General features: G+C 67.4%; 22 protein-coding genes. 15 read left to right on the plus strand and 7 right to left on the minus strand.

The window, feature by feature from the left end:
* Nucleotides 1–151: 151 nt before the first annotated feature.
* Nucleotides 152–817: a ligase-associated DNA damage response endonuclease PdeM gene (gene pdeM, locus ACP16H_RS21110; protein WP_425074214.1), complete on the plus strand. Its 666-nt coding sequence runs from the start codon at nucleotides 152–154 to the stop codon at nucleotides 815–817.
* Nucleotides 818–859: 42 nt separating this feature from the next.
* Entirely contained in the window at nucleotides 860–1,276 is a 417-nt protein-coding gene (locus ACP16H_RS21115; RefSeq protein WP_425074215.1) for a PaaI family thioesterase, read from the plus strand.
* Between the two features lie 198 nt (nucleotides 1,277–1,474).
* On the opposite strand, the gene ACP16H_RS21120 is transcribed toward ACP16H_RS21115, so the two are convergent.
* Nucleotides 1,475–2,521, minus strand: coding sequence for an aldo/keto reductase (locus tag ACP16H_RS21120; RefSeq protein ID WP_425074216.1), 1,047 nt, complete (start codon nucleotides 2,519–2,521; stop codon nucleotides 1,475–1,477).
* Nucleotides 2,522–2,614: 93 nt separating this feature from the next.
* Complete coding sequence (locus ACP16H_RS21125; protein ID WP_425074217.1) at nucleotides 2,615–3,049, minus strand: DsrE family protein; 435 nt, start codon at nucleotides 3,047–3,049, stop codon at nucleotides 2,615–2,617.
* A gap of 161 nt (nucleotides 3,050–3,210) precedes the next feature.
* Here ACP16H_RS21125 and ACP16H_RS21130 point away from each other — a divergent pair, with 161 nt between their 5' ends.
* A complete protein-coding gene (locus ACP16H_RS21130; RefSeq protein WP_425074218.1) occupies nucleotides 3,211–3,900 on the plus strand; it encodes an ImuA family protein in 690 nt (229 codons plus the stop codon).
* Between the two features lie 131 nt (nucleotides 3,901–4,031).
* Here the strand turns inward: ACP16H_RS21130 and ACP16H_RS21135 are convergent, their stop codons facing one another.
* Nucleotides 4,032–4,538: an REP-associated tyrosine transposase gene (locus ACP16H_RS21135; protein WP_425074219.1), complete on the minus strand. Its 507-nt coding sequence runs from the start codon at nucleotides 4,536–4,538 to the stop codon at nucleotides 4,032–4,034.
* 165 nt (nucleotides 4,539–4,703) lie between these two features.
* Between ACP16H_RS21135 and ACP16H_RS21140 the strand changes: the two genes are divergently transcribed.
* The 5 genes from ACP16H_RS21140 to ACP16H_RS21160 all read left to right on the plus strand — a co-directional run bounded on the left by ACP16H_RS21140 (nucleotide 4,704) and on the right by ACP16H_RS21160 (nucleotide 9,203).
* Nucleotides 4,704–5,933 carry an MFS transporter gene (locus ACP16H_RS21140; protein ID WP_425074220.1) on the plus strand — a complete coding sequence of 410 codons (1,230 nt, stop codon included), beginning with the start codon at nucleotides 4,704–4,706 and terminating at the stop codon, nucleotides 5,931–5,933.
* Between the two features lie 72 nt (nucleotides 5,934–6,005).
* On the plus strand, nucleotides 6,006–6,152 hold the full coding sequence (locus ACP16H_RS21145; RefSeq protein ID WP_425074221.1) for an SDR family NAD(P)-dependent oxidoreductase: 147 nt from the start codon (nucleotides 6,006–6,008) through the stop codon (nucleotides 6,150–6,152).
* A gap of 28 nt (nucleotides 6,153–6,180) precedes the next feature.
* Nucleotides 6,181–6,762, plus strand: coding sequence for an SDR family NAD(P)-dependent oxidoreductase (locus ACP16H_RS21150; RefSeq protein WP_425074237.1), 582 nt, complete (start codon nucleotides 6,181–6,183; stop codon nucleotides 6,760–6,762).
* A 106-nt stretch (nucleotides 6,763–6,868) separates the two neighbouring features.
* Nucleotides 6,869–8,581, plus strand: a complete 1,713-nt coding sequence (metG, locus tag ACP16H_RS21155; protein ID WP_425074222.1) for a methionine--tRNA ligase — start codon at nucleotides 6,869–6,871, stop codon at nucleotides 8,579–8,581.
* A 22-nt stretch (nucleotides 8,582–8,603) separates the two neighbouring features.
* Nucleotides 8,604–9,203 (plus strand): hypothetical protein, encoded by a 600-nt coding sequence (locus ACP16H_RS21160; protein WP_425074223.1) that lies wholly within the window; start codon nucleotides 8,604–8,606, stop codon nucleotides 9,201–9,203.
* A gap of 159 nt (nucleotides 9,204–9,362) precedes the next feature.
* On the opposite strand, the gene ACP16H_RS21165 is transcribed toward ACP16H_RS21160, so the two are convergent.
* Nucleotides 9,363–10,814 carry a methyl-accepting chemotaxis protein gene (locus ACP16H_RS21165; protein ID WP_425074224.1) on the minus strand — a complete coding sequence of 484 codons (1,452 nt, stop codon included), beginning with the start codon at nucleotides 10,812–10,814 and terminating at the stop codon, nucleotides 9,363–9,365.
* Between the two features lie 199 nt (nucleotides 10,815–11,013).
* Here ACP16H_RS21165 and truB point away from each other — a divergent pair, with 199 nt between their 5' ends.
* Nucleotides 11,014–11,922, plus strand: a complete 909-nt coding sequence (gene truB, locus ACP16H_RS21170; RefSeq protein WP_425074225.1) for a tRNA pseudouridine(55) synthase TruB — start codon at nucleotides 11,014–11,016, stop codon at nucleotides 11,920–11,922.
* A gap of 122 nt (nucleotides 11,923–12,044) precedes the next feature.
* Here truB and ACP16H_RS21175 read toward each other — a convergent pair whose 3' ends face one another.
* Genes ACP16H_RS21175 through ACP16H_RS21185 form a run of 3 tightly spaced genes read right to left on the minus strand, consistent with a single transcriptional unit; the run spans nucleotide 12,045 to nucleotide 14,376 of the window.
* Nucleotides 12,045–12,887 (minus strand): alpha/beta fold hydrolase, encoded by an 843-nt coding sequence (locus ACP16H_RS21175; protein ID WP_425074226.1) that lies wholly within the window; start codon nucleotides 12,885–12,887, stop codon nucleotides 12,045–12,047.
* Nucleotides 12,887–13,561 carry a haloacid dehalogenase type II gene (locus ACP16H_RS21180; RefSeq protein ID WP_425074227.1) on the minus strand — a complete coding sequence of 225 codons (675 nt, stop codon included), beginning with the start codon at nucleotides 13,559–13,561 and terminating at the stop codon, nucleotides 12,887–12,889. The genes ACP16H_RS21175 and ACP16H_RS21180 overlap by 1 nt, the downstream gene beginning before the upstream one ends.
* On the minus strand, nucleotides 13,558–14,376 hold the full coding sequence (locus tag ACP16H_RS21185) for an SDR family NAD(P)-dependent oxidoreductase (RefSeq protein ID WP_425074228.1): 819 nt from the start codon (nucleotides 14,374–14,376) through the stop codon (nucleotides 13,558–13,560). The genes ACP16H_RS21180 and ACP16H_RS21185 overlap by 4 nt, the downstream gene beginning before the upstream one ends.
* 164 nt (nucleotides 14,377–14,540) lie before the next feature.
* Between ACP16H_RS21185 and ACP16H_RS21190 the strand changes: the two genes are divergently transcribed.
* The 6 genes from ACP16H_RS21190 (at nucleotide 14,541) to ACP16H_RS21215 (ending at nucleotide 20,593) form a co-directional block, all read left to right on the plus strand.
* Entirely contained in the window at nucleotides 14,541–14,969 is a 429-nt protein-coding gene (locus ACP16H_RS21190) for an FKBP-type peptidyl-prolyl cis-trans isomerase (RefSeq protein WP_425074229.1), read from the plus strand.
* A gap of 364 nt (nucleotides 14,970–15,333) precedes the next feature.
* Nucleotides 15,334–16,119 carry a 3-oxoadipate enol-lactonase gene (pcaD, locus tag ACP16H_RS21195; protein ID WP_425074230.1) on the plus strand — a complete coding sequence of 262 codons (786 nt, stop codon included), beginning with the start codon at nucleotides 15,334–15,336 and terminating at the stop codon, nucleotides 16,117–16,119.
* Complete coding sequence (locus ACP16H_RS21200) at nucleotides 16,119–16,832, plus strand: alpha/beta fold hydrolase (RefSeq protein ID WP_425074231.1); 714 nt, start codon at nucleotides 16,119–16,121, stop codon at nucleotides 16,830–16,832. The genes pcaD and ACP16H_RS21200 overlap by 1 nt, the downstream gene beginning before the upstream one ends.
* Before the next feature lies 1 nt (nucleotide 16,833).
* Nucleotides 16,834–18,174, plus strand: coding sequence for a lyase family protein (locus ACP16H_RS21205; protein WP_425074232.1), 1,341 nt, complete (start codon nucleotides 16,834–16,836; stop codon nucleotides 18,172–18,174).
* Entirely contained in the window at nucleotides 18,174–19,391 is a 1,218-nt protein-coding gene (locus tag ACP16H_RS21210) for a TCR/Tet family MFS transporter (RefSeq protein WP_425074233.1), read from the plus strand. Before ACP16H_RS21205 ends, ACP16H_RS21210 begins: the two co-directional genes overlap by 1 nt.
* A 116-nt stretch (nucleotides 19,392–19,507) precedes the next feature.
* Nucleotides 19,508–20,593, plus strand: coding sequence for a Zn-dependent alcohol dehydrogenase (locus ACP16H_RS21215; protein ID WP_425074234.1), 1,086 nt, complete (start codon nucleotides 19,508–19,510; stop codon nucleotides 20,591–20,593).
* Nucleotides 20,594–20,668: the final 75 nt, after the last annotated feature.

Raw genomic sequence — 20,668 nt, forward strand, 5'->3', positions numbered from 1 at the left:
CAAAAAGCGTAAACACACCCTTGCGCCCACCCGTGCGCCTGACAGGAAAAGTATGTCACGCGCCCTGACTTACCCATTGGAATACAAGGAAGATTTAATTCAAACCCGACGCCACTTGCCCAATTCCGCCGCGCCTGCCACAAGACAAAGCATGAACACCCATTCTTTTACCTTTTGCGGCGCCGCACTTCGCGCCCTGCCCTCGGGCGGGCTGTTCTGGGCTGATTCGCAGCTTCTGGTGGTCTCGGACCTGCACCTGGGCAAATCCGCGCGGCTCTCGGCACAGGGCGGTGCACAGCTCCCCCCCTACGAAGTCCGCGCCACGCTGGAACGGCTCGACGCCGACCTCGCCTTCACGCAGGCGAAACACGTCATCTGCCTCGGCGACAGCTTCGACTTTCCCGGCCTCGACCGCTGCCTCCCCGAGGACGACCTGCTCTGGCTGACCCGCCTTCAGGCCGGACTGCGCTGGACCTGGATCGAGGGCAACCACGATCCGGGCCCGGTGTCGCTGGGCGGCGAACACAGGGCAGAGATGACGCTGGGACCGCTGACCTTCCGGCACATCGCCAGCGGGCAAACCGCCGAAATCTCGGGCCATTACCACCCGAAGGCACGGCTGCGCGCCAAGGGTGCCACCCTGTCGCGCCCCTGCTTCCTGTACGATTCCGATCGCCTGATCCTGCCGGCCTACGGCACCTACACCGGCGGCCTCGCCTGCGACCGCGCGCCCCTCGCCACCCTGATGGCCAGCGATGCCCGCGCCATCCTCACAGGGCCACGCCCCATGGCAATCCCCATGCCCCGCCGCGCCTGAGCGGGCGCTTGACAGCGCCGCCGCCACACGCACTGTGCAGACATGGATCTACACACCCGCATTCACGACAGCTTCATCGCCCAGGGTTTCCTGCAAACGCTCGGCGCCAGCCTCGATCACGTCACCCCGGGAGAGATCACCATCTCTGTCCCTCTCGGCCCGAAGCTGACCCAGCAACAGGGGTTTTCCCATGGCGGAGTCGCCTTCTCCATCGCGGACAGCGCCGCGGGCTACGCCGCGCTGACGCTGATCGAGCCGCCCGATGATGTGGTGACCTCCGACATGACCATCCACTACCTCTCGCCCGGACTGGGCGAGCGCCTGATCGCCCGAGGCACGGTCCTGCGCCCCGGTCGGCGCATGCTGGTCACCCAATGCGACGTCTTCGCCCTGCGCAACGGCAACGAACACCACATCGCCCGCCTCACCGGCACCATGGTCCGCGTCACGCCGCGCTGACGCGAAACCGGTCCCAAAACGCGCCCCCTGTTTCTTTGGTTTTCCAAATACCCTCGGGGGAGGCTCCAAAGGAGCCGGGGGCAGAGCCCCCCCCCTTACACACCCGGTCCGGCACGGCAGACGGTGCGGCGCAAGGCGCGGGGGCCGGCGGGGCGGGGTTGGGTGGGCGGGAGCCCCGACGGCCCCCGCACCAGCCCGTCAATAGGGCATCGGATGCGCCTTGTGCGCGACGTCCAGCGCCTTCAGCAACTCCTCCGACAGCACCATCTCCGACGCCGGCAGCAGGTGCTCCAACTGCGCCACCGTGGTCGCGCCAAAGATCGAGGACGCCACGAAAGGCCGCTGCGCCGACCACGCCAGCGCCATCTGCACCGGGTCGACACCGAACTCGGCCGCCACCGCAAGATAGGCATCCACCGCCGCAAAGACCCGCTCGGTCTTGCGCCCGCCCATGCCCTCGTTCAGCGTCATGCGCGACGCCTCCGGCACCGCCCCGCCCTGGTACTTGCCCGTCAGGAACCCCGCCCCAAGCGGCGAGAATGGCAAGAGGCCGACATCCTCGTAGACCATCAACTCTGCCAGGTCCGTATCCGCCATCCGGCACAACAGCGAGTATTCATTCTGGATCGAGGCCACCCGCGGCCCGCCCACGCGCTCGGCAGCGTCCAGCCACATCTGCGTACCCCAGGCGCTTTCGTTCGACAGGCCAAAGGCGCGGATCGTGCCGCGCTCCACCTCGGCCTGAAGCGCGCCAAGGCAATCCTCCATGTCCGCGATCACCTGCGCCCGCGTCCAACCGGACTGCGACGGATCATAGGTCCAGTTCTGCCGGAACATGTAGCTGCCCCGGTTCGGCCAGTGGAATTGATACAGGTCGACGTAATCCGTCTTCAACCGCTTCAGCGAGGCTTCCAGCGTCTCTCGGATCGTCTTCGACGAGATCGGCGCACCATCCCGTGCAAACGACCCCTCGCCGGAATGCTTCGTCGCGAGCACCCAGTCCTTGCGCCGCCCGGTCTTCTCGAACCAGTCGCCTATAATCTTCTCGGTGTTGCCGATGGTCTCGGCCTTGACCGGGTTGACCGGGTACATCTCGGCGGTGTCGATGAAGTTGATCCCGGCGTCATGCGCCCGTTCGATCTGGGCAAAGGCCACCTCCGGCGCGGTCTGGTTGCCAAAGGTCATCGTCCCGAGGCAAAGCTCGGACACCATCAGGCCGGAGCGGCCCAGCGGGTTCATCTTCATCTGTCATGTCCTGCAAATTACGTGCGTCGGGCAGACAATAACCCCCGCCCCCCGAATGGCAAGCAGGGGGCGCGCCCCCTGCCCCCCACCGCATCACGGGCGGATGTAGATATAGCCCTCGGACTGCAACTGCGCGATGCGCACCACGCCACCCTCATCCCGCTGGGCAAAGCCCTCCAGCAGATCGTCCAGCGACACCGCCTGAGCCTTCATCGTGTTGCCGCAGGCCTCGAAATGCGCGCCATCCTTCTGCAGCGCCGCCACGCGGTCGCTGATCTTGGGGTCGGCGCTGATGTCATGGAACGCCTTCAGCGCAGGACCATGCGCCACCAGCACCAGCTCGACATTCTCCGGCCCGCCGACACCCGTGATGTGATTGGCCATGTTGCCCAGCACAAAGCCCACCTTCTCCAACTCCGAGACATGGTAAACGACTTTCATCTTCTCCTCCGCCCAGGCGCCGGTGCTGGCACCGACCGACAGGACCACGGCCATGAGGGCCGCCGCACAGATACGAAACAGGGTCATTCCAGGTTCCTCCCTTTGGGTTCGCGTGTCACGCGTAACGGGGATGCTAGCGCGATCAGACCCGTCGGTCTGCACAAAACATCACCTTCGCATGTTTCTATATCTTCGCAGACCCCAAGCGAATCCTTGAGAACAAAAAAAGAACACCCTACCCTACCCGCATGATGGCCAACGCCCTGATCACCCGCGGCACGCAGCAACCGCCCCCCAGCCTCAGCCTGGCCGGGGAAATCTCGCTCGCACTCTCGCGCGTGCACGAAATCTGCGGCACCGCGCGGCGCACCTTTGCCCTGCAGATCGCCGCCCACGCCGGGGCGCCGGTGGTCTGGATCGCCCCCGCCCATGGCCGCGACCGGCTGGCCATCCCCGCGCTGCAGCACTTCATCAATCCCGGAAAGATCCTCTTCGTCACGCCGCAACGACAGATGGACATCCTCTGGTCCGTCGAAGAAGTGCTGAAGGACGGCAACGTCCCCATCGTCGTAGCCGAGCTCGAACAGCCCCCCGCCATGACCCCGATCCGCCGCCTGCACCTCGCTGCCGAAACGGGAACGCGCCATGGCCCCCACCGCCCTCTCGGACTGCTGCTGATCCCGGGCGCAGGCGGCGCCCCCGGCATCGAAACCCGCTGGCGCTGCGAACCAGCCCACAAACCAGATCACAAACGGGTCCAGCCCCGCTGGCACCTCCACCGCCTCCGCGCCCGCATGTTGCCGCCAAAGCGCTGGCTCTGGGACGGCACCCACACCTCCCCCGACATCCCGCCGCCACAGGACATGACAGCCGCCCCCGCCAAGGCCTCCCCGCACGGCAGGGCCGCCTCCCGGCAACCGACCCCACCTTCATCTTGATCCAAATACCCTCGGGGGAGGCCGCAGGCCGGGGGCAGAGCCCCCACACCCCGCCGCCACAAACACCTTCCACGAAATAACGCGAACAACGCCCCGCGCCGATCACTCTGCGCACAGACGCAGGCCGCGCCTCATCCTGCCGCCCGCATCCTCCCGCGCACGAAACTGCTGTACCGCCAGTCGTCCCAACGCCCCACCAGCCCTGACACCACCGGCGCCTGCCGACACAGGTCCAGGTGCTGCTCCAGATCCGCCGCACCACGCACATGATGCTCCCAGAACCGTTTCTGCCAGATGCCCCCTTCGCCGCGTTTCACCCGCTCCCCGATGCGTAGGTCGGGGCTCTGCCCCGACTCCCCCGATCCATCATCGCGCAGCGAAGCGGTGAAGCGCCCCTTGATCGCCCCCCAGCGCAGCGCGTAATCGCTGTCCCCCTCCGGCAAGCGCCAGATCGCATGCATCCGGTCGGGCAGGACCACCCAGGCCAGCACCTCGACGGGCCGTTCCCGCAAGGTCGCGCCAACCGCCCAACGCAGGGCATCCACCTCTCGGACCAACAAATCCGACCCGGCCTGCGCCAGGCAGACCTCGAAATAAACCGTGCCTCCGGGCACGCGCATCCTGCGGTATTGCGACATGAGCGCCTCCTGCCCCCCGCCCCGCATCCTCCCCGCACATGCTTAACACGCGGTGAACAGGGCAAGATCGCCCCCAAAGCCCCCAAACCGGCCAAACCCCGAAAAACGACGCCCACCGTCGCATCCCCACTCGCCCCACGCGCCCCCACGCGCTACCCATAGATCATGCGCCTTGTCCTGAGCTTCACCGCCCTCTTCCTCTCGGTCGTCCTGCTGCAACTCTCCTCGGGCGGCATCGGCCCGCTCGACGCGCTCTCAGGCGTGCAACTGGGGTTCTCGGCACAGGAAATCGGCCTGCTCGGCTCGGCGCATTTCGCGGGCTTCTTCGTCGGCTGCTGGTGGGCGCCCCGCCTGATGGGCGACGTGGGCCACGCCCGCGCCTACGCCGCCTTCACCGCGTTGGGCACCATCGGCATCCTCGGCCACGTCCTGACGGAAAACGCCCTGCTCTGGTGTATCCTGCGCAGCTTTCAGGGCCTGTGCATCGCCGGGGCCTACACCGTGGTCGAAGCCTGGCTTCAGGCCAAGGTCACCAACGAAACGCGCGGCCGCGCCATGGGCGCCTACCGCCTGACCGACCTCGGCTCGGCGCTGGTGGCGCAGCTGGTGATCTCTGTCCTGCCGCCCGCGCATTACGTCAGCTACACGCTGCTCGCCATGGTCTGCACCGCCGCGCTGCTGCCCCTAGCCCTGACCCGGCTGCCGCAACCGGGCATGGCCGCCGCGCCCCGCCTGCGCCCCGCCCTCGCCTGGACCACCTCGCCGCTCGCCGTGGCGGGGGTCCTCGTCTCCGCCCTGTCCGGAGCCAGCTTCCGCATGGTCGGCCCGCTCTATGGCGCCGAAGTCGGCCTTGCCGCCTCGCAGATCGCCTTCTTCCTCGCCGCCTTCGTCGCCGGAGGCGCGCTGGCCCAACTGCCCGTCGGCTGGATCGCCGACCGCTTCGACCGCCGCCACGTGCTGATCTGGCTCTCGGTCGCCGCCATCGCCTCCTGCACCTTCACCGCCACCGTCACCGGCCTCAGCCCGCTGGGCATCATGCTCTCGGCGGCGGTCTTCGGGGTAACGACCTACCCGATCTACTCCATCGCCGCCGCCCACGCCCATGACCACACCGAAGACGACAAGCGCGTCGAACTCTCCGCCGCGCTGATGTTCTGGTACGCCGTGGGCGCCATCGCCGCCCCCTGGGTCGCCTCTGTGCTGATCGAGACCTTCGGCCCCCCGGCGCTGTTCACCCTGATCGCCGCTGGCCACGCGGTGCTGGTCGTCTTCGGCCTGATCCGCATGCGCGCCCGCCCCGCCGCCGAAATCCGGACCCGCTACACCTACACCCCACGCACGACCTTCGGCGTGGGGCGGTTGCTCAAAGGCTTCCGCGCACCTCGCGATCAGTGACTGTGCGCCCCTGCACCTTTTCCTTGCAGACGCAATGAATACCTCCCTTTCAAAGACGAAAAGGAGAGCGTCATGCAACTGACATTCAACGGAAAAACCGCCATCGTGACCGGCGCGGCCTCGGGCATCGGGGCCGCCGTCGCCGGGGAACTCGCTGCCTCGGGCGCCAGGGTCATCTTTGCCGACCTGAAACTGGACGCGGCGAAGGCCGGAGGCTGACAAGATCACCGCCACAGGCGGCAAGGCGCTGGCGGTCGAGGTCAACGTCGGTGACGCGGACTCGGTCAAATCGATGGTCGATTTTGCCGTCAGGGAAACCGGCGGCCTGCACCTTCTGGTGAACAACGCTGGCATCGGCGGGGCACTGGGCACGGTCGGGGACTACACGCCCGAACAGTGGAAACAGGTGATCGACGTCAACCTCAACGGCGTGTTCTACGGCACCCACTATGCGATCCCCGCCATGAAGGCCGCGGGCGGCGGGTCCATCGTCAACATCGCCTCGGTTCTTGGATCGGTCGGCACCGAAGGATCGCCCGCCTATGTCACCGCCAAGCACGGCGTTGTCGGCATGACCAAGAGCGCGGCGCTGGAACACGCCGCCGACAACATCCGCGTGACCGCCGTCGGACCGGGTTACATCCGCACGCCGCTGGTGGAAGAGGCGCTTGACGCCGACACCCTGACCTTCCTCGAAGGCCAGCACGCGCTGAAGCGCCTCGGCACCCCCGAGGAAGTCGCAGGTCTCGTCGTCTTCCTGCTGTCGGACAAGGCCAGCTTCATCACCGGGTCCTACCACCTCGTCGATGGCGGCTACGCCGCGCACTGATCGGGCCATATCCGCCGCGTAGGTCGGGATTAATACCGACCTGCCCTCTGGCAACGGTCGCGGGCCTCGGTTATTCCCCTTGCAACACCTGCAAAGGACGTACGCCATGGCCCGCCACCTCATCACCTCCGCCATTCCCTATATCAACGGGATCAAGCACCTGGGCAACCTCGTGGGCTCTCAGCTGCCCGCCGACCTCTACGCCCGCTATCTGCGCGCGCGCGGTCACGAGGTGCTGTATCTCTGCGCCACGGACGAACACGGCACGCCCGCCGAACTGGCCGCCGCCAAGGCAGGCAAGCCGGTGGCCGAGTACTGCGCCGAGATGCATGAGGTGCAGGCCGAGATCGCCAAGGGCTTCCGCCTCTCCTTCGACCATTTCGGGCGCTCGTCCTCGGACGCCAACAAGCGGCTCACCCAGCATTTCGCCAAGGTTCTGGACGAGCAGGGCCTGATCCGCGAAGTCTCTGAAACGCAGATGTATTCCAAGGCCGACGGCCGCTTCCTGCCCGACCGCTACATCGAAGGCACCTGCCCGAACTGCGGCTTCGACTCCGCGCGCGGCGACCAGTGCGACAACTGCACGAAACAGCTCGACCCCGTCGACCTGATCAACCCGCATTCGACCATCTCCGGCTCGACCGACCTCGAGATGCGCGAGACGAAACACCTGTATCTGCGCCAGTCCGCGATGAAGGACCAGCTGGAACAGTGGATCGACACCCGCGAGGGCTGGCCGGTGCTGACCACATCCATCGCCAAGAAATGGCTCAACGACGGCGACGGCCTTCAGGATCGCGGCATCACCCGCGACCTCGATTGGGGCGTGCCGGTGCAGAAGGGCGACCAGCCCTGGCCGGGGATGGAGGGCAAGGTCTTCTACGTCTGGTTCGACGCGCCGATCGAATACATCGCCTGCGGTCAGGAATGGGTCGACGCGGGCAAGGGAACCGATTGGGAACGCTGGTGGCGCACCGACAAGGGCGCGGACGACGTGCGCTACACCCAGTTCATGGGCAAGGACAACGTGCCCTTCCACACGCTGTCCTTCCCGGTGACGATCCTCGGGTCGGGCGAGCCGTGGAAGCTGGTCGACTACATCAAGTCCTTCAATTACCTGAATTATGACGGCGGTCAGTTCTCCACCTCGCGCGGGCGCGGTGTCTTCATGGATCAGGCGCTGGAGATCCTCCCGGCGGACTACTGGCGCTGGTGGCTGCTGTCGAACGTGCCGGAATCGTCGGATTCGGAATTCACCTGGGAGAGCTTCCAGCAAGGCGTGAACAAGGACCTCGCCGACGTGCTGGGCAACTTCGCCAGCCGCGTCACCAAGTTCTGCCGCTCGAAATTCTCCGAAGCCGTGCCCGCCGGTGGCACCCAAGGCCCGCGCGAACTGCAATTGATCGCCGACCTCACCGCCAAGATCCGCGAATACGAGGCCCACATGGAGGCCATCGAGATCCGCAAGGCCGCCGCGTCCCTGCGCGCCGCATGGGTGCTGGGCAACGAATATCTGCAAGAGGTCGCGCCGTGGTCGACCTTCAAGACCGACCCGGAACAGGCCGCGATGCAGATTCGCCTCGCGCTGAACATGATCCGGCTCTACGCGGTGATTTCGGCCCCCTTCATCCCCGATGCCTGCGCCGACCTGCTGCGCTGCATGCAATCGGAAGACGACAGCTGGCCGACCGACGTCGCCGCCGCGTTGACCCTGTTGCCCGCCGGACACGCCTTTACCGTGCCCGATGTAACCTTCCGCAAGATCACTGATGACGAGCGCGCCGATTGGCAGCAACGTTTCGCAGGCAAGCGCGACTGATCGCGCCACATAGGGGAAACCAATGCGCGTCACGACCATCGAGGATGCCCTGACGCTTGTGCTCATCTGGGTGGGGCGCGCCGATATCGCCGTCCCGCCCCGCAGCGACACGCCCGACCTGCCCGCCGGGCTGACCTCGGTCGTGGCGGTGTCCGACGCGCTCGGCGCCGGGGCCTTCACCCCGATCCAGTCCCCGCTGCTGACCACGCAGGACCGCATCCTCCGTCCCGAAGACCTGCGCGCCGACAATAGCGGCTATCACTCCTTCATCGTGGACAACCAGGGCCTTTACAGCCTCGGTTTCCGCCCCGCCGTGCCGGATCGGCTGTTCGTCTCCGGCGACTGGCTGACGGTTCCGGATGAAACCGTCCCGCCGGGCTGGCGCACCCTGCCCATGACCCCCGAGGACGCGCTGATCCACGCCGTCCTCACCAACGGGTTCTTCGGCCTGTCCTCGCGCCTGAACGTGCGCGACGAACCGGATTTCGACACGGTCCCCGCCGACTGCCCGAAGCTGGTCTGGCGCCATGACGCCATGGGCCCGCACTGGCCCGGTTTCTGGACCAACGAGAACCGCACGCGGCTGTACTTCGGCGGCTTTGGCCAGACGCTGATGCGCTGAGACGACGGTCATCCCGCGTGGGATGCACCGTACCGCTGGCGCGGGTTGTCGTGGCGTCGGCCAAGGCCGCTCCGAAACCGCCCGTTCCTCGGGGCGGAACTCAAAAACCGCCCCCGAAAAAGATCGCGCCGCAGGACCGGACAGCACCACTTGCGCCCCTCAGGCCGCGCGCTCCGCCGCCTCTGTCGTCATGGCCTCCTCGCTTCCCGGCACCTTCAGCACCGACAGCAGCGCGTGCGCCTCGTCGGCGCAGCCCAGCATCACGCGCGTCGCCACGGTGGTTTCCTCGGCCATGACCGCATTGCGCTGCGTGATCTCGTCGATCTCCGTCACCGCCGCGTTGACTTCCTCCACCGCCGTCGCCTGCTCGGTCGAGGCACTGGCGACCTTGACCGTCAACCCCTCCACATCACCAAAGCTGCGCACGATCCCGTCAAAGGTCTGCCCGGCGCGGCTGGTCAGCGACACCCCGGCCTCCACCTCGTCCTGACTGGCGGAAATCAGGGCCTTGATCTCGCTCGCCGCCTCGGAGGTGCTGGCCGCCAGTTGCCGCACCTCCGCCGCCACGACCGAGAACCCGCGCCCGGCCTCGCCCGCCCGCGCGGCCTCCACCCCGGCGTTCAGGGACAACAGGTTGGTCTGGAAAGACACATCGTCGATCAGCCCGATGATCTGCTGGATCTTGTCCGAGGCCTGCCGGATGCGCTCCATCGCCTCTGAGGTCTCCGTCACGATGGCGACGCCGGTCTCCATGTCGCCGCGCGCCCGGATCGCCACCTTGTTGGTGTTCTGCGTCGCCTCCGCCGAGGAGGCCACGCTGTGCGCCAGTTCCTTCATCGCCGCCGCCGTCTGCACGATCGAGGACGCCTGATGCTCCGTCCGCCGCGCCAGATCCTCGGTGTTGGACCCCACTTCGCGGGCCGAGGTCACCATGTCCGACACCCGCGCCGCCACCGCCGCCACGATCTCCCCCAACTGGGCAATCGCGCCGTTCAGCCGCTGCCGGAGCGGATCGAACTGCTTGGGGAAATCGCTCTCCCCGGGGGGCGGAATCTGCACCGTGAGATCGCCCAGCGCCAACCGGTCGATGGCATGACCGAAATGCTCGAAGGCGCACATCTGCTCGCGCGTGCGCACGAAATTGATCCGCTCCAGCACCTGCGCCATGTCCATCAGGAACGCCCGGTTCATCGCCCGCGTCATGCGCCCCGACAGGACGCGCTGGCGCAGCCGCCACCCGCTTGTCTGCCGCGTCACGAGGTTCATCATGTCCGAGGTCACATCTGCATAAAATCCGACATACAAATTCACAGGCAGGTCGATGCGCGCATGGGTGTCGCCGATCCGGTTCACCGACTCGATATAGTCCGCATCGAACTTCGCCGCGAACAGCCGTTCCCAGTGGTTCTTTTGCGCGGACTTGGCGTGATCCATCTTCCCCTGGTCGGAAAAGAACGCACTCGCCTCGGGATGCGCCTTTGCCCGCGTGTAGAAGTCATCCAGCACCTGATCCAGCGCGGGCAACACGATCCTTGCGGCCTCGCGCAGCAATGCGGCGTTGCGATCCGTCAGCGCGTAAAGCGCGGCAATGTTGTTCATCTCGTCCGACATGCGACGCGGGATCCTTTCACAGCGACGGCAACGATGACGGGCATCGGGCACGCGAGGGACTCATGCCGCAGAGCCGTTAAGATGCCCTTTAAGCCGCCCCTCGCAGGACCGGCCCGATTCACCGGCCCGATCCACTGGCCCGATTGACAGGCCCCCACCCCCTTGCTACCCCGCGCGCCTCATCACCCGAGAGGATCACATGGCACGCAAGCGCAAGGGCCGCGACATTTCCGGCTGGCTCATCGTCGACAAACCCGCGGGCATGAGCTCCACCGCCGTGGTCGGCAAGGTCCGCTGGGCGCTGGACGCGAAAAAGGCCGGCCACGCCGGCACCCTCGACCCCGAGGCGACAGGCCTCCTCGCCGTGGCGCTTGGCGAAGCGACCAAGACCGTGCCCTACATCACCGACGCGCTGAAGGCCTACAGCTTCGTGATCCGCCTCGGGCAGGCCACCAACACCGACGACACCGAAGGCGAGGTGATCGCCACCTCCGACCTGCGCCCCTCGGACGACGAGATCAAGGAAGCGCTGCACGGTTTCGTCGGCGACATCATGCAGGTGCCGCCACAATTCTCGGCGGTGAAGGTGGACGGCGAACGCGCCTACAAGCGCGCCCGCGACGGCGAGGAAATGGACCTCGCCGCCCGCCCGCTCTTCGTCGAGGAACTGCTGTTGACGGACCGACCCGACGCCGACACCGCCGTGCTGGAAATGACCTGCGGCAAGGGTGGCTACGTCCGCTCCATCGCCCGCGACCTGGGCGAGAAACTGGGCTGCCACGCGCATGTGCTGACGCTGCGCCGCCTCTGGTCCGGCCCCTTCTCGCTGGAGGACGCCGTGACAGTCGAACAGATCGACGCCCTCGCCCGCATGCCGGACCTCGACGCATACCTCAAACCGCTGGAACTGGGCCTCGCCGACCTCCCGGAACTGCGCGCCTCGACCGAGGGCGCGGTGCGCCTGAAGAACGGCAACCCCGGTATGGTCTTTGCCTCGGACGTCGAATACGGCGACGAGGCCTGGGCCTCTCTCGACGGCAAACCAATTGCCGTCGGCATCTACAAGGCGGGGGAACTTCACCCGAGCCGCGTCTTCAACCTTGACTGAAGAATGGGGGCTCTGCCCCCTCGGCCTGCGGCCTCACCCCCGGAGGTATTTGGACCAAGAAGAAGCCAAAGGCGCCCGCCCCTGCTTCTTTGGTTTTCCAAATACCCTCGGGGGAGTCGCCGTCAGGCGGCGGGGGCAGCGCCCCCCAGCGACGCCAGCCAGTCGCGCAGGGCCTTCAGGCTCTCGTCCTCATCCAGGAAAGGAATATGCCCTCGCCCCGGCACCTCGACCGCCACCGCATCGGGGCGGCGGCGCTTCATTTCAGCGAAACACGCGGCCGTCAGCAGATCAGAGTTCGCCCCCCGGATCATCGCCAGAGGCAGCCCCTCCAGCGCATCGAAGAACGGCCAGAGGTCGGGCACAGGCTGCGCCCCCGAACCCAGCACCGCGTCGCGCAGTTTCGGATCATAGGTCAGCGCCAGCCCGTCCGGGGTTTGTCGGAACAGCCGCTCTGCCTCGGCGCGCCAGCGCTCGTCCGGCAGGTCGAACCCCGTCATCACCGCCTTGCGCCGCGCCGCCACCTCGTCGAGCGTCTTCAGCGCGGGCAGTTTCCCAAGGTAGCCCTTGATGACGTCCAGCCCGGCCTCGGCGATCTCAGGCCCGATGTCGTTCAGCGCCACGCCCAGCAGCCGGTCCTTGGCCCCGAAGGCCAGCCCCATGGCGATCAGCCCCCCGCGCGAGGTGCCCAGCACCGCCGCCTTCTCCAGACCCAGATGGTCCAGCAGCTCCACCGCGTCGCGCCCTTCGACCGGGATGGTGTAGGTTTCCCAAGCGGCCCATTCCGACCGGCCCCGCCCGCGATAATCCAGCCGGATCAGCCGCACGCCCATCTCCAACAGGTGCGGCGCGACAAAGTCGAAGTCCCGCCCGTCCCGCGTCAGCCCCGCAAGGCACAGCACCGGCACGCCCTGCCCCTCGTCCGTGTAATACAGTTCCACCCCGTCCGAGGTCTTGAAGGTCGCCATCAGGTCAGCTCCGGTATCTTGTTCAAATCTTCGACTATGTGGCGCGGCGCGGCCATCAGCCGGTCCACCGGCAGGCCGCTGCGGTTCACCCAAGCCGTTTCGAACCCGTAGGCCGAGGCCCCCGCGATGTCCCAGCCGTTCGACGACACAAACAGCACGTCGCCCACGTCACAGCCCATCCGCGCGCCCACGAGGTCATAAACCGCGCGCGCGGGCTTGAACACGCCCGCCGCCTCGACCGAGATCACCTCTTCGAGGAACGCCCCCAGACCCGAGGAATCCACCGCCCCCTCCAGCATGTCGCGGTTGCCGTTCGACAGGATGCACGACCGCGCCCCCGCCGCCTGCAACCGCGCTAGCACGAAAGGCACCTCGCGGTAGGCGGGCAGCTCCCAGTACAGCGCCAGCAGCCGCTCGCGCAGTTCCAGGTCGTCCAGCCCGGCGCGTTCCATCGCCCAGTCCAGCCCGTCCTTGGTCACCTGCCAGAAGGGTACGTAATCCCCGGTGATGGCGCGCAGCCAGCTGTATTCCAGCTGCTTTGCCCGCCAGTCCGCCGCCAAGGCAGGCCAGACGGCGGCCAGGGCCTCGCGCCCCGGCTCCTCGGCCACCACCCGCGCCGCCGCCGCCACGTCGAACAAGGTGCCATAAGCGTCGAAGACAACGACCCGGCTCATTCCGCCTCCATCCAGGCCTTGAAGGCCCCGTCCCATTCACCCTGCCAGCGCGACAACGGCGGGCGGTTCTCGATGATGTCGCCGGCGGCCCATGCGATCCGCTTTTCATCGGTGCGCCGGTCCACGTCGCCATCCGGGCAAAGGATGTAGAAATCGTCCCGCTCCAGCGCGTCAAAGAGGTAATCCACCACCTGCTCCGGCGTCCAGGCGCCTTCGGGCTTCTCGACCCGCCCGCGCGCTGTCAGCGGCGTATGCACCCAGCCGGGAATGAACAGCCGCGCCTCCACCGCACAGCCCTTCATCCCGCGCAATTCATGCTGCAAGGCCTCGGTGAAGGCCTTCACCCCCGCCTTCGACACGTTATACGCCGGATCGCCCGGCGGCGTCGTGATCCCCTGCTTCGACCCGGTGCAGACGATCAGACCGGGCCGCCCCGTCGCCGCCATCGCGGGGGCAAAGGCCTGCGCCCCGCGCACAATCCCCATAAGGTTCACGTCCAGGATGCGGTCCCAGTTGCCCTCGGCGTCAAAGATCGACGACCCCGGCTGCATCCCCGCGTTCAGGAACAGGGCCGAAACCTCGCCCAACTGCATCTCAACCCGGCTCTTCACCTTGGCCATGGCCCCGGCCTCGCCCACATCGCAGGGCACCACGGTCGCGCCCTCCGCCAGCAGGCCCTCCAGCGCAGGCCCCGGCAGGTCCACCACCGCCACCTTCATGCCGATCCGCATCAGCCGGGTCACGATCTCGCGCCCGATCCCCGAGGCGCCCCCCGTGACCACCGCCACACCACCCGGCCTCAATGCCCTGTGCATCTGTCATCCTCCCCTGTCTTGGCGCAACCCTAGGCCCATCCCGCCCCGAAAGACCACCATGTTTGCAATCCGCGCCCCTTGCCCTTACGTTCATGGGCAATCGCATGAGCACCCGGGCGCGACCCGGCCTCGCAAACTCTTCCCCAGACATGACAGGATACCCCATGACGCAGGTCAAATCCGGCGACACCGTACAGCTTCATTACACCGGCACGCTCGCCGACGGCTCCACCTTCGACAGTTCGCGCGGGCGCGACCCGCTGGAATTCACCGTGGGATCCGGCCAGATCATCCCGGGCCTCGACAAGGCGCTCCCCGGCATGACCATCGGCGACACCAAGGTCGTGAACATTCCCGCCGACGAGGCCTACGGCCACCCGGATCCCGAGGCCATGCAGACCGTGCCGCGCGGCGACATCCCCGCCGAGATCCCGCTCGAGGTCGGCACCCAGCTTCAGGTCCAGACCCAGACCGGGCAGGTTATCCCCGTCAACGTGGCCAAGGTCACCGAGGACACCGTCACCCTCGACGCCAACCACCCGCTGGCCGGCAAGGACCTGACCTTCGACATCGAACTGGTCGCGATCGCCTGACCTCACCGGAAGACCGGACATGAAACGGCGCGCCCCCGGTGGTGCGCCGTTTTCACGTTCGGCTTTCATCTCCGGCTTCCCTATCCGGCGCGCGTCCCGCCAAACGTTAACGCCACAGTCCCAGCATTTTCCGCGTAACGTTAACGAACCTTGCCAACCGGCCGGAAACCCCCGTCAAACCGGCCGGTTCGCCTGCTAAGATCCGGTAAACGCGCGCAAACCGCCCCAGCCGACTTGTGTCTCGCCGCGCAACACCCCCAACCCCTGCCCAGCCCACGCTCCGTTACCCCACCGTGCGTTGCGCCTTGCAACCGGCGCTCCAATTCGTTTACCCGACTGTAAACGCCCGGTCAGGAGACGCCCCATGCAGACGGTACAGGTCAACGGCACCCGCCTTCACTACGCCCTCACCGGGCCGGAGGACGGCGCTCAGATCGTCTTTGCCAACTCGCTCGGCACCGATTTCCGGCTCTGGGACGCGATCCTGCCACTGCTGCCCGCGAACCTCCGCATCCTGCGCTTCGACAAGCGCGGCCACGGCTTGTCCGACCGCCCCGAAGGCCCCTATTCCATGGGCCAGCTCATCACCGACACGGAAAAGCTGATCGAACACGCGGGCTTCCGCGACGCCATCTTCGTCGGCCTCTCCATCGGCGGCATGATCGCGCAAGGTCTCGCGGCCAAGCGCCTCGACCTGGTCCGCGCCATGGTCCTGTCGAACACCGCGGCCAAGATCGGCACCCGCGACATGTGGGCCGAGCGCATCGCGGCGGTGAACCGAAACGGCCTCGCCTCGATCACCGGGCCGACCATGGACCGCTGGTTCTCCAAGCCCTTCCACCAGACCGATGCCTTCCCGGCGTGGCGCAACATGTTCCTCTCCACCCCCGCCGAGGGCTGGACCGGCTGCGCCGCCGCCATCTCGGGCACGGATTTCATGAGCTCCACCAGCGGCTTGCGGCTGCCGACGCTCGCCATCGCCGGGTCCGAGGACGGCTCGACCCCGCCCGATCTGGTGTTCGAGACCGCCGCCCTGATCCCCGGCGCGCAAACCCACCTGATCCGCAACGCGGGCCACCTGCCTTGCGTCGAACAGCCCGAGGAATACGCCCGCGTGCTGACCGACTTCCTCAAGGCGCAGGGCGTCTGATGGCGCATTTCCTGCTGATCCACGGCGCATCCCACGGCGCATGGTGCTGGCGCGACACCATTCCCGCGCTGGAGGCGCTCGGCCACACCGCCGAGGCCATCGACCTGCCCGGCCACGGCGACGACCCGGCGAATATCGAGGAGGTCACCCTCCACGACTACGGCGTGAAGATCGCGCAGCACCTTACGCAGCCGACCATCCTCGTCGGCCATTCCATGGGCGGCTATTCGATCACGCAGGCCGCTGAAATCGCACCCGGGAACATCCGCCGCCTCGTCCACCTCTGTGCCTATACCCCGTGGGAGGGGCTGTCCCTCGCGCAGATGCGGATGCAGGCCGACGAGCAACCGCTCGTGCCGCTGATGCGCATCGCGCCCAACCGCAAGAGCTTCACCTTCGACACCTCCGGCGGCACCTCGAACTTCTACCACGACTGCCCGGCCGAGGCGGTGCTGTTCGCCGTGGCGAACCTCTGCCCCGAATCCATCGCCGCCTCCAACACGGCCATCGCCCTGACCGAACGCTCCCAAGGCCTCCCCCGCAGCTACATCATCTGCAATGACGACCGCGCCATCCCCCCGGATTTCCAGCGGAAAATGGCCGCGCGCTTCGACCCCAAGGACGTCCACGCACTGGACTCCTCGCATTCTCCCTTCTTCTCCATGCCCGCCGATCTCGCCGCGCTGCTCGACCGGATCGCAAAGGACGACTGACATGCCCGCCACGCCCTTCGACAGCGCCCATCTCTCTGGCCTCTTCCCCACCGGAGACACCGCCCGCCTCTTCACCGACAGCGCCGAGGTCCGCGCCATGATGCTGGTCGAGGGCGCGCTGGCGCAGGTGCAGGGCGAACAGGGCGTGATCCCGATGGAGTCCGCCAAGGCCATCCAGCGCGCCTCGCTGGAATGCCAGATCGACCCGGTCGGGCTGGCAAAGGCCACGGCGCAGAACGGCGTCTCGACCCCGGCTCTTGTCGCCAGCTTCCGCGAGGCGATGATGGCCCCGGAACACGCCGCCTACCTGCACTGGGGCGCGACCTCGCAGGACATCCAGGACACCGCCCTCATGCTGCGCCTGCGGCAGGCGCTGAAGCTTCAGGCCGACCGCCTCTCCGCTACGCTGACCGCTCTGGCGCAACTGGCGGAGGACCACGCCGAAACCCCCATGGCTGCCCGCACCTACGGCCAGCACGCCACGCCCACCGCCTTTGGCGCGGTCGTCGCGCAATGGGGCCGCCCGCTGATCTCGCTGCTTGCCGGGGTCGATGCGGTGCGCAAGAACCTCAAGGTCTCTCTGTCGGGCGCGGCAGGCACCGCCTCCGCCCTCGGCCCCGATCCCATCGCCCTGCGCGCGGCGCTGGCGGCAAAACTGAACCTCGAAGACCCCGGCCACAGCTGGCACGCCGACCGCGCGCCGGTGCTGAACATCGCCGCATGGTTCACCCGCTGCGCTCTGGCGGCGGGCAAAATGGGCGAAGACCTCGTCCTCGCCACCCAGTCCGGCATCGCCGAAGTCACCCTCGGCGGCTCCGGCGGATCGTCGACCATGCCGCAGAAACAGAACCCCGTGGCGCCCTCGGCCATGATCGCGCTGGCCCGCCACACTCAAGGTTTGCACGCCACGCTCGAAGGCGCGGCCCTGCACCGCCAGCAACGCGACGGCGCGGCGTGGTTCACCGAATGGCTGACCCTGCCACAACTGATCCTCGCAGCGTCCGCCGCATCAACGCATATGCAAGAGGTCGCGCAGACACTCGCCCCCAACACCGCCGCCATGCAGGCCACCCTCGACGGCACCGGCGGGCTGCTGCTGGCCGAGGCGCTCAGCTTCGAACTCGCCCGCCAGATGCCCCGTCCGAAGGCGCAAGCTATCGTTAAGGATCTCTGCAAGCGCGCGCAGGAAGTTAACGAACCCTTGTCGAAACTGGCCCGCGAGGCCTACCCGGACCTGCCCGCGGCCTTCTTCGACCCGACCGCCACGCTGGGCACCGCCCCCGCCGAGGCCCGCGCCTTCGCGACCGAGGCCCGCGCTGCCACGAAACCCGCAACCACCTGATGAAACTTCCGAATTTCCGCCTCCCCGTCGTCTTCCTGCTGGTCACCGTGGCCATCGACGCGCTGGGAATCGGCCTCATCCTGCCGGTGATGCCCGACCTGATCGGCGAGGTCTCGCATCGCGGCCTGTCCGGGGCGGCCATGTGGGGCGGCGTGCTGGCGACGGTCTACGCGGCGATGCAGTTCCTCTTTGCGCCCTTCCTCGGCACGCTGTCCGACGCCATCGGCCGCCGCCCGGTGCTGCTGTCCACGCTGGGCCTCATGGTCATCGACTACGTGGTCATGGCCTATACCAACAGCCTGCCCGTCCTGCTGATCGCCCGAACGATCGGAGGCTTCGCCGCCGCCACCCATTCCACCGCCTTCGCCGCCATGGCCGACCTCTCGCCGCCCGAGAAACGCACGCAAAGCTTCGGCCTCATCGGCGCGGCCTTCGGTCTGGGCTTTGTCCTTGGCCCCACCATCGGCGGACTGCTCGGCGAATTCGGCACCCGCGCGCCCTTCTGGCTCGCCGCCGCGCTCGCCGCCGCCAACACCATCCTCGGCTTCTGGGCCTTCCCGGAAACCAACCCGCCAGAGAACCGCCGCCGCTTCCATTGGTCCGAGGCCAACCCCTTCGGTGCCTTCCGCGCCCTGTCCAGGATGCCCGGCATCAAGCGCGGTCTGACCATCCTCTTTCTCTACCACGTCGCCTTTGCGGTCTACCCGGCGGTCTGGGCCTTCTTCGGCCACGCGCGCTTTGGCTGGGGCGCGTCGATCATCGGCATCTCGCTCGGCATCTTCGGCATCTCCTACGCCGCCGTACAGGCAGGCATCATCCGCCTGCTGCTGCGCTGGTTCGGCGAAGCAGGCACCGCGCTCTTCGGCCTCGTCTGCGCGGGCGTGGCCTTTGCCCTGATCCCCTTCATCGAGGACGGCACGCTGGTCCTTGCCCTCACCCCCATCGCGGCCATGGGCGGCACCCTCGGCCCGGCGGTGCAGGGCATGATGAGCCGCTCCCTCACCCCCGACCGCCAAGGCGCGCTTCAAGGCGTGCTGACCTCCACCGCCGCGCTGGCCTCCGTGGTGTCGCCGCTCATCATGACCTCGGTGTTCGCCGCCTTCACCGCGCCGGGCCGCGACGCCTTCCCCGGCGCCCCCTTCCTCGTCTCACTAGCGCTGATCGTCGCCGCCACGGCGCTGCTGCTGACCCGCGACCCGCGCCCCTCCATGGCCTGACGACAAAGCCGCGCCGTCACGTCACACCGACACGCGGCGTCGCTTTCCGGCTTGCCCCGACGTCCACTCCGCGCAACCCTGTCGGCAAAACACGACAAACGACAGGGACCCCACGCATGACCCGCATCCGCGCCGCCGTCTGCACCGAATTCAACGCGCCGCTCACCATCGAGGACCTCGACCTCGCACCTCCCGGCCCCGGCGAAATCGAGGTCAAGCTCGAGGCGGTCGCCATCTGCCACTCCGACATCTCCTACGCCGAAGGCATCTGGGGCGGCGACCTGCCTGCCGTGTACGGCCACGAGGCCTCGGGCCGCATCACCAAGCTGGGCGAGGGCGTGTCAAACCTGAAGCAAGGCCAGCGCGTCGTCGTCACCCTGATCCGCGCCTGCGGCACCTGCCAGAACTGCACCACCGGCAAACCCACCATCTGCGAAAACCAGGGCGGCCGCCCCTCGCCGATCACCCGCCCCGACGGCACCCGCGTGGTGCAGGCGATGAACTGCGGCGCCTTCGCGGATCACGTGGTCGCCCACCAAAGCCAGGTCGTCGCCCTGCCCGACTCCATGCCCCCCGAAAGCGTCTGCCTGCTGGCCTGCGGCGTCATCACCGGCATCGGCGCGGTGGTCAACGCGGGCCGCCTGAAGGCGGGTGAGGACGTGGTGGTCATCGGCACCGGCGGCGTCGGCCTGAACGCCATCCAGGGCGCGCGGATCGCCGGCGCCCGCCGCATCGTCGCCGTCGACATGTCCGAGGAAAAACTCTCCATCGCAAAGGACTTCGGTGCCACCCACGGCGTACTCGGCACGTCCAGGGCCCCGTGGAAAGACGCCATGAAAGCCCTGGGCAAGGGCGCAGACCTCGTCGCCGTCACCGTGGGCGCGATCCCCGCCTACGAACAGGCCATGCGCTACCTCGGCTGGGGCGGTCGCATGGTCATGGTCGGCATGCCCGCCTCGGGTGCCATGGCGCAATACGAACCGGTTGTACCCGCCTTCATGTCCCAACACATGATCGGGTCCAAGATGGGCGACGTGGTGATCTCGCGCGACATCCCATGGATGGCCGACCTCTACGACCAGGGCCGCCTGAAACTCGACGAACTGGTCTCCGGCCGCTGGTCCCTCGACCAGATCAACGAAGCCATCGCCGACACGAAAACCGGCGGCGCGCGGCGCAACGTCATCCTCTTCGACACGTAATCCCACGTCCGGGGCCGGACGCCGTCCCTGCCCTTCATCTTGATGAAAATACCTCGGGGGTCCGGGGGCGGAGCC

The sequence above is a fragment of the Sagittula sp. S175 genome, from assembly GCF_049800975.1.
Lineage (GTDB): Bacteria > Pseudomonadota > Alphaproteobacteria > Rhodobacterales > Rhodobacteraceae > Sagittula.

Bases quoted from the DNA above. Each gene is read 5' to 3' on its own strand.
- pdeM (WP_425074214.1), top strand. From the start codon at position 152: ATGAACACCCATTCTTTTACCTTTTGCGGCGCCGCACTTCGCGCCCTG.
- ACP16H_RS21115 (WP_425074215.1), top strand. From the start codon at position 860: ATGGATCTACACACCCGCATTCACGACAGCTTCATCGCCCAGGGTTTC.
- ACP16H_RS21120 (WP_425074216.1), bottom strand. From the start codon at position 2,521: ATGAAGATGAACCCGCTGGGCCGCTCCGGCCTGATGGTGTCCGAGCTT.
- ACP16H_RS21125 (WP_425074217.1), bottom strand. From the start codon at position 3,049: ATGACCCTGTTTCGTATCTGTGCGGCGGCCCTCATGGCCGTGGTCCTG.
- ACP16H_RS21130 (WP_425074218.1), top strand. From the start codon at position 3,211: ATGATGGCCAACGCCCTGATCACCCGCGGCACGCAGCAACCGCCCCCC.
- ACP16H_RS21135 (WP_425074219.1), bottom strand. From the start codon at position 4,538: ATGTCGCAATACCGCAGGATGCGCGTGCCCGGAGGCACGGTTTATTTC.
- ACP16H_RS21140 (WP_425074220.1), top strand. From the start codon at position 4,704: ATGCGCCTTGTCCTGAGCTTCACCGCCCTCTTCCTCTCGGTCGTCCTG.
- ACP16H_RS21145 (WP_425074221.1), top strand. From the start codon at position 6,006: ATGCAACTGACATTCAACGGAAAAACCGCCATCGTGACCGGCGCGGCC.
- metG (WP_425074222.1), top strand. From the start codon at position 6,869: ATGGCCCGCCACCTCATCACCTCCGCCATTCCCTATATCAACGGGATC.
- ACP16H_RS21160 (WP_425074223.1), top strand. From the start codon at position 8,604: ATGCGCGTCACGACCATCGAGGATGCCCTGACGCTTGTGCTCATCTGG.
- ACP16H_RS21165 (WP_425074224.1), bottom strand. From the start codon at position 10,814: ATGTCGGACGAGATGAACAACATTGCCGCGCTTTACGCGCTGACGGAT.
- truB (WP_425074225.1), top strand. From the start codon at position 11,014: ATGGCACGCAAGCGCAAGGGCCGCGACATTTCCGGCTGGCTCATCGTC.
- ACP16H_RS21175 (WP_425074226.1), bottom strand. From the start codon at position 12,887: ATGGCGACCTTCAAGACCTCGGACGGGGTGGAACTGTATTACACGGAC.
- ACP16H_RS21180 (WP_425074227.1), bottom strand. From the start codon at position 13,561: ATGAGCCGGGTCGTTGTCTTCGACGCTTATGGCACCTTGTTCGACGTG.
- ACP16H_RS21185 (WP_425074228.1), bottom strand. From the start codon at position 14,376: ATGCACAGGGCATTGAGGCCGGGTGGTGTGGCGGTGGTCACGGGGGGC.
- ACP16H_RS21190 (WP_425074229.1), top strand. From the start codon at position 14,541: ATGACGCAGGTCAAATCCGGCGACACCGTACAGCTTCATTACACCGGC.
- pcaD (WP_425074230.1), top strand. From the start codon at position 15,334: ATGCAGACGGTACAGGTCAACGGCACCCGCCTTCACTACGCCCTCACC.
- ACP16H_RS21200 (WP_425074231.1), top strand. From the start codon at position 16,119: ATGGCGCATTTCCTGCTGATCCACGGCGCATCCCACGGCGCATGGTGC.
- ACP16H_RS21205 (WP_425074232.1), top strand. From the start codon at position 16,834: ATGCCCGCCACGCCCTTCGACAGCGCCCATCTCTCTGGCCTCTTCCCC.
- ACP16H_RS21210 (WP_425074233.1), top strand. From the start codon at position 18,174: ATGAAACTTCCGAATTTCCGCCTCCCCGTCGTCTTCCTGCTGGTCACC.
- ACP16H_RS21215 (WP_425074234.1), top strand. From the start codon at position 19,508: ATGACCCGCATCCGCGCCGCCGTCTGCACCGAATTCAACGCGCCGCTC.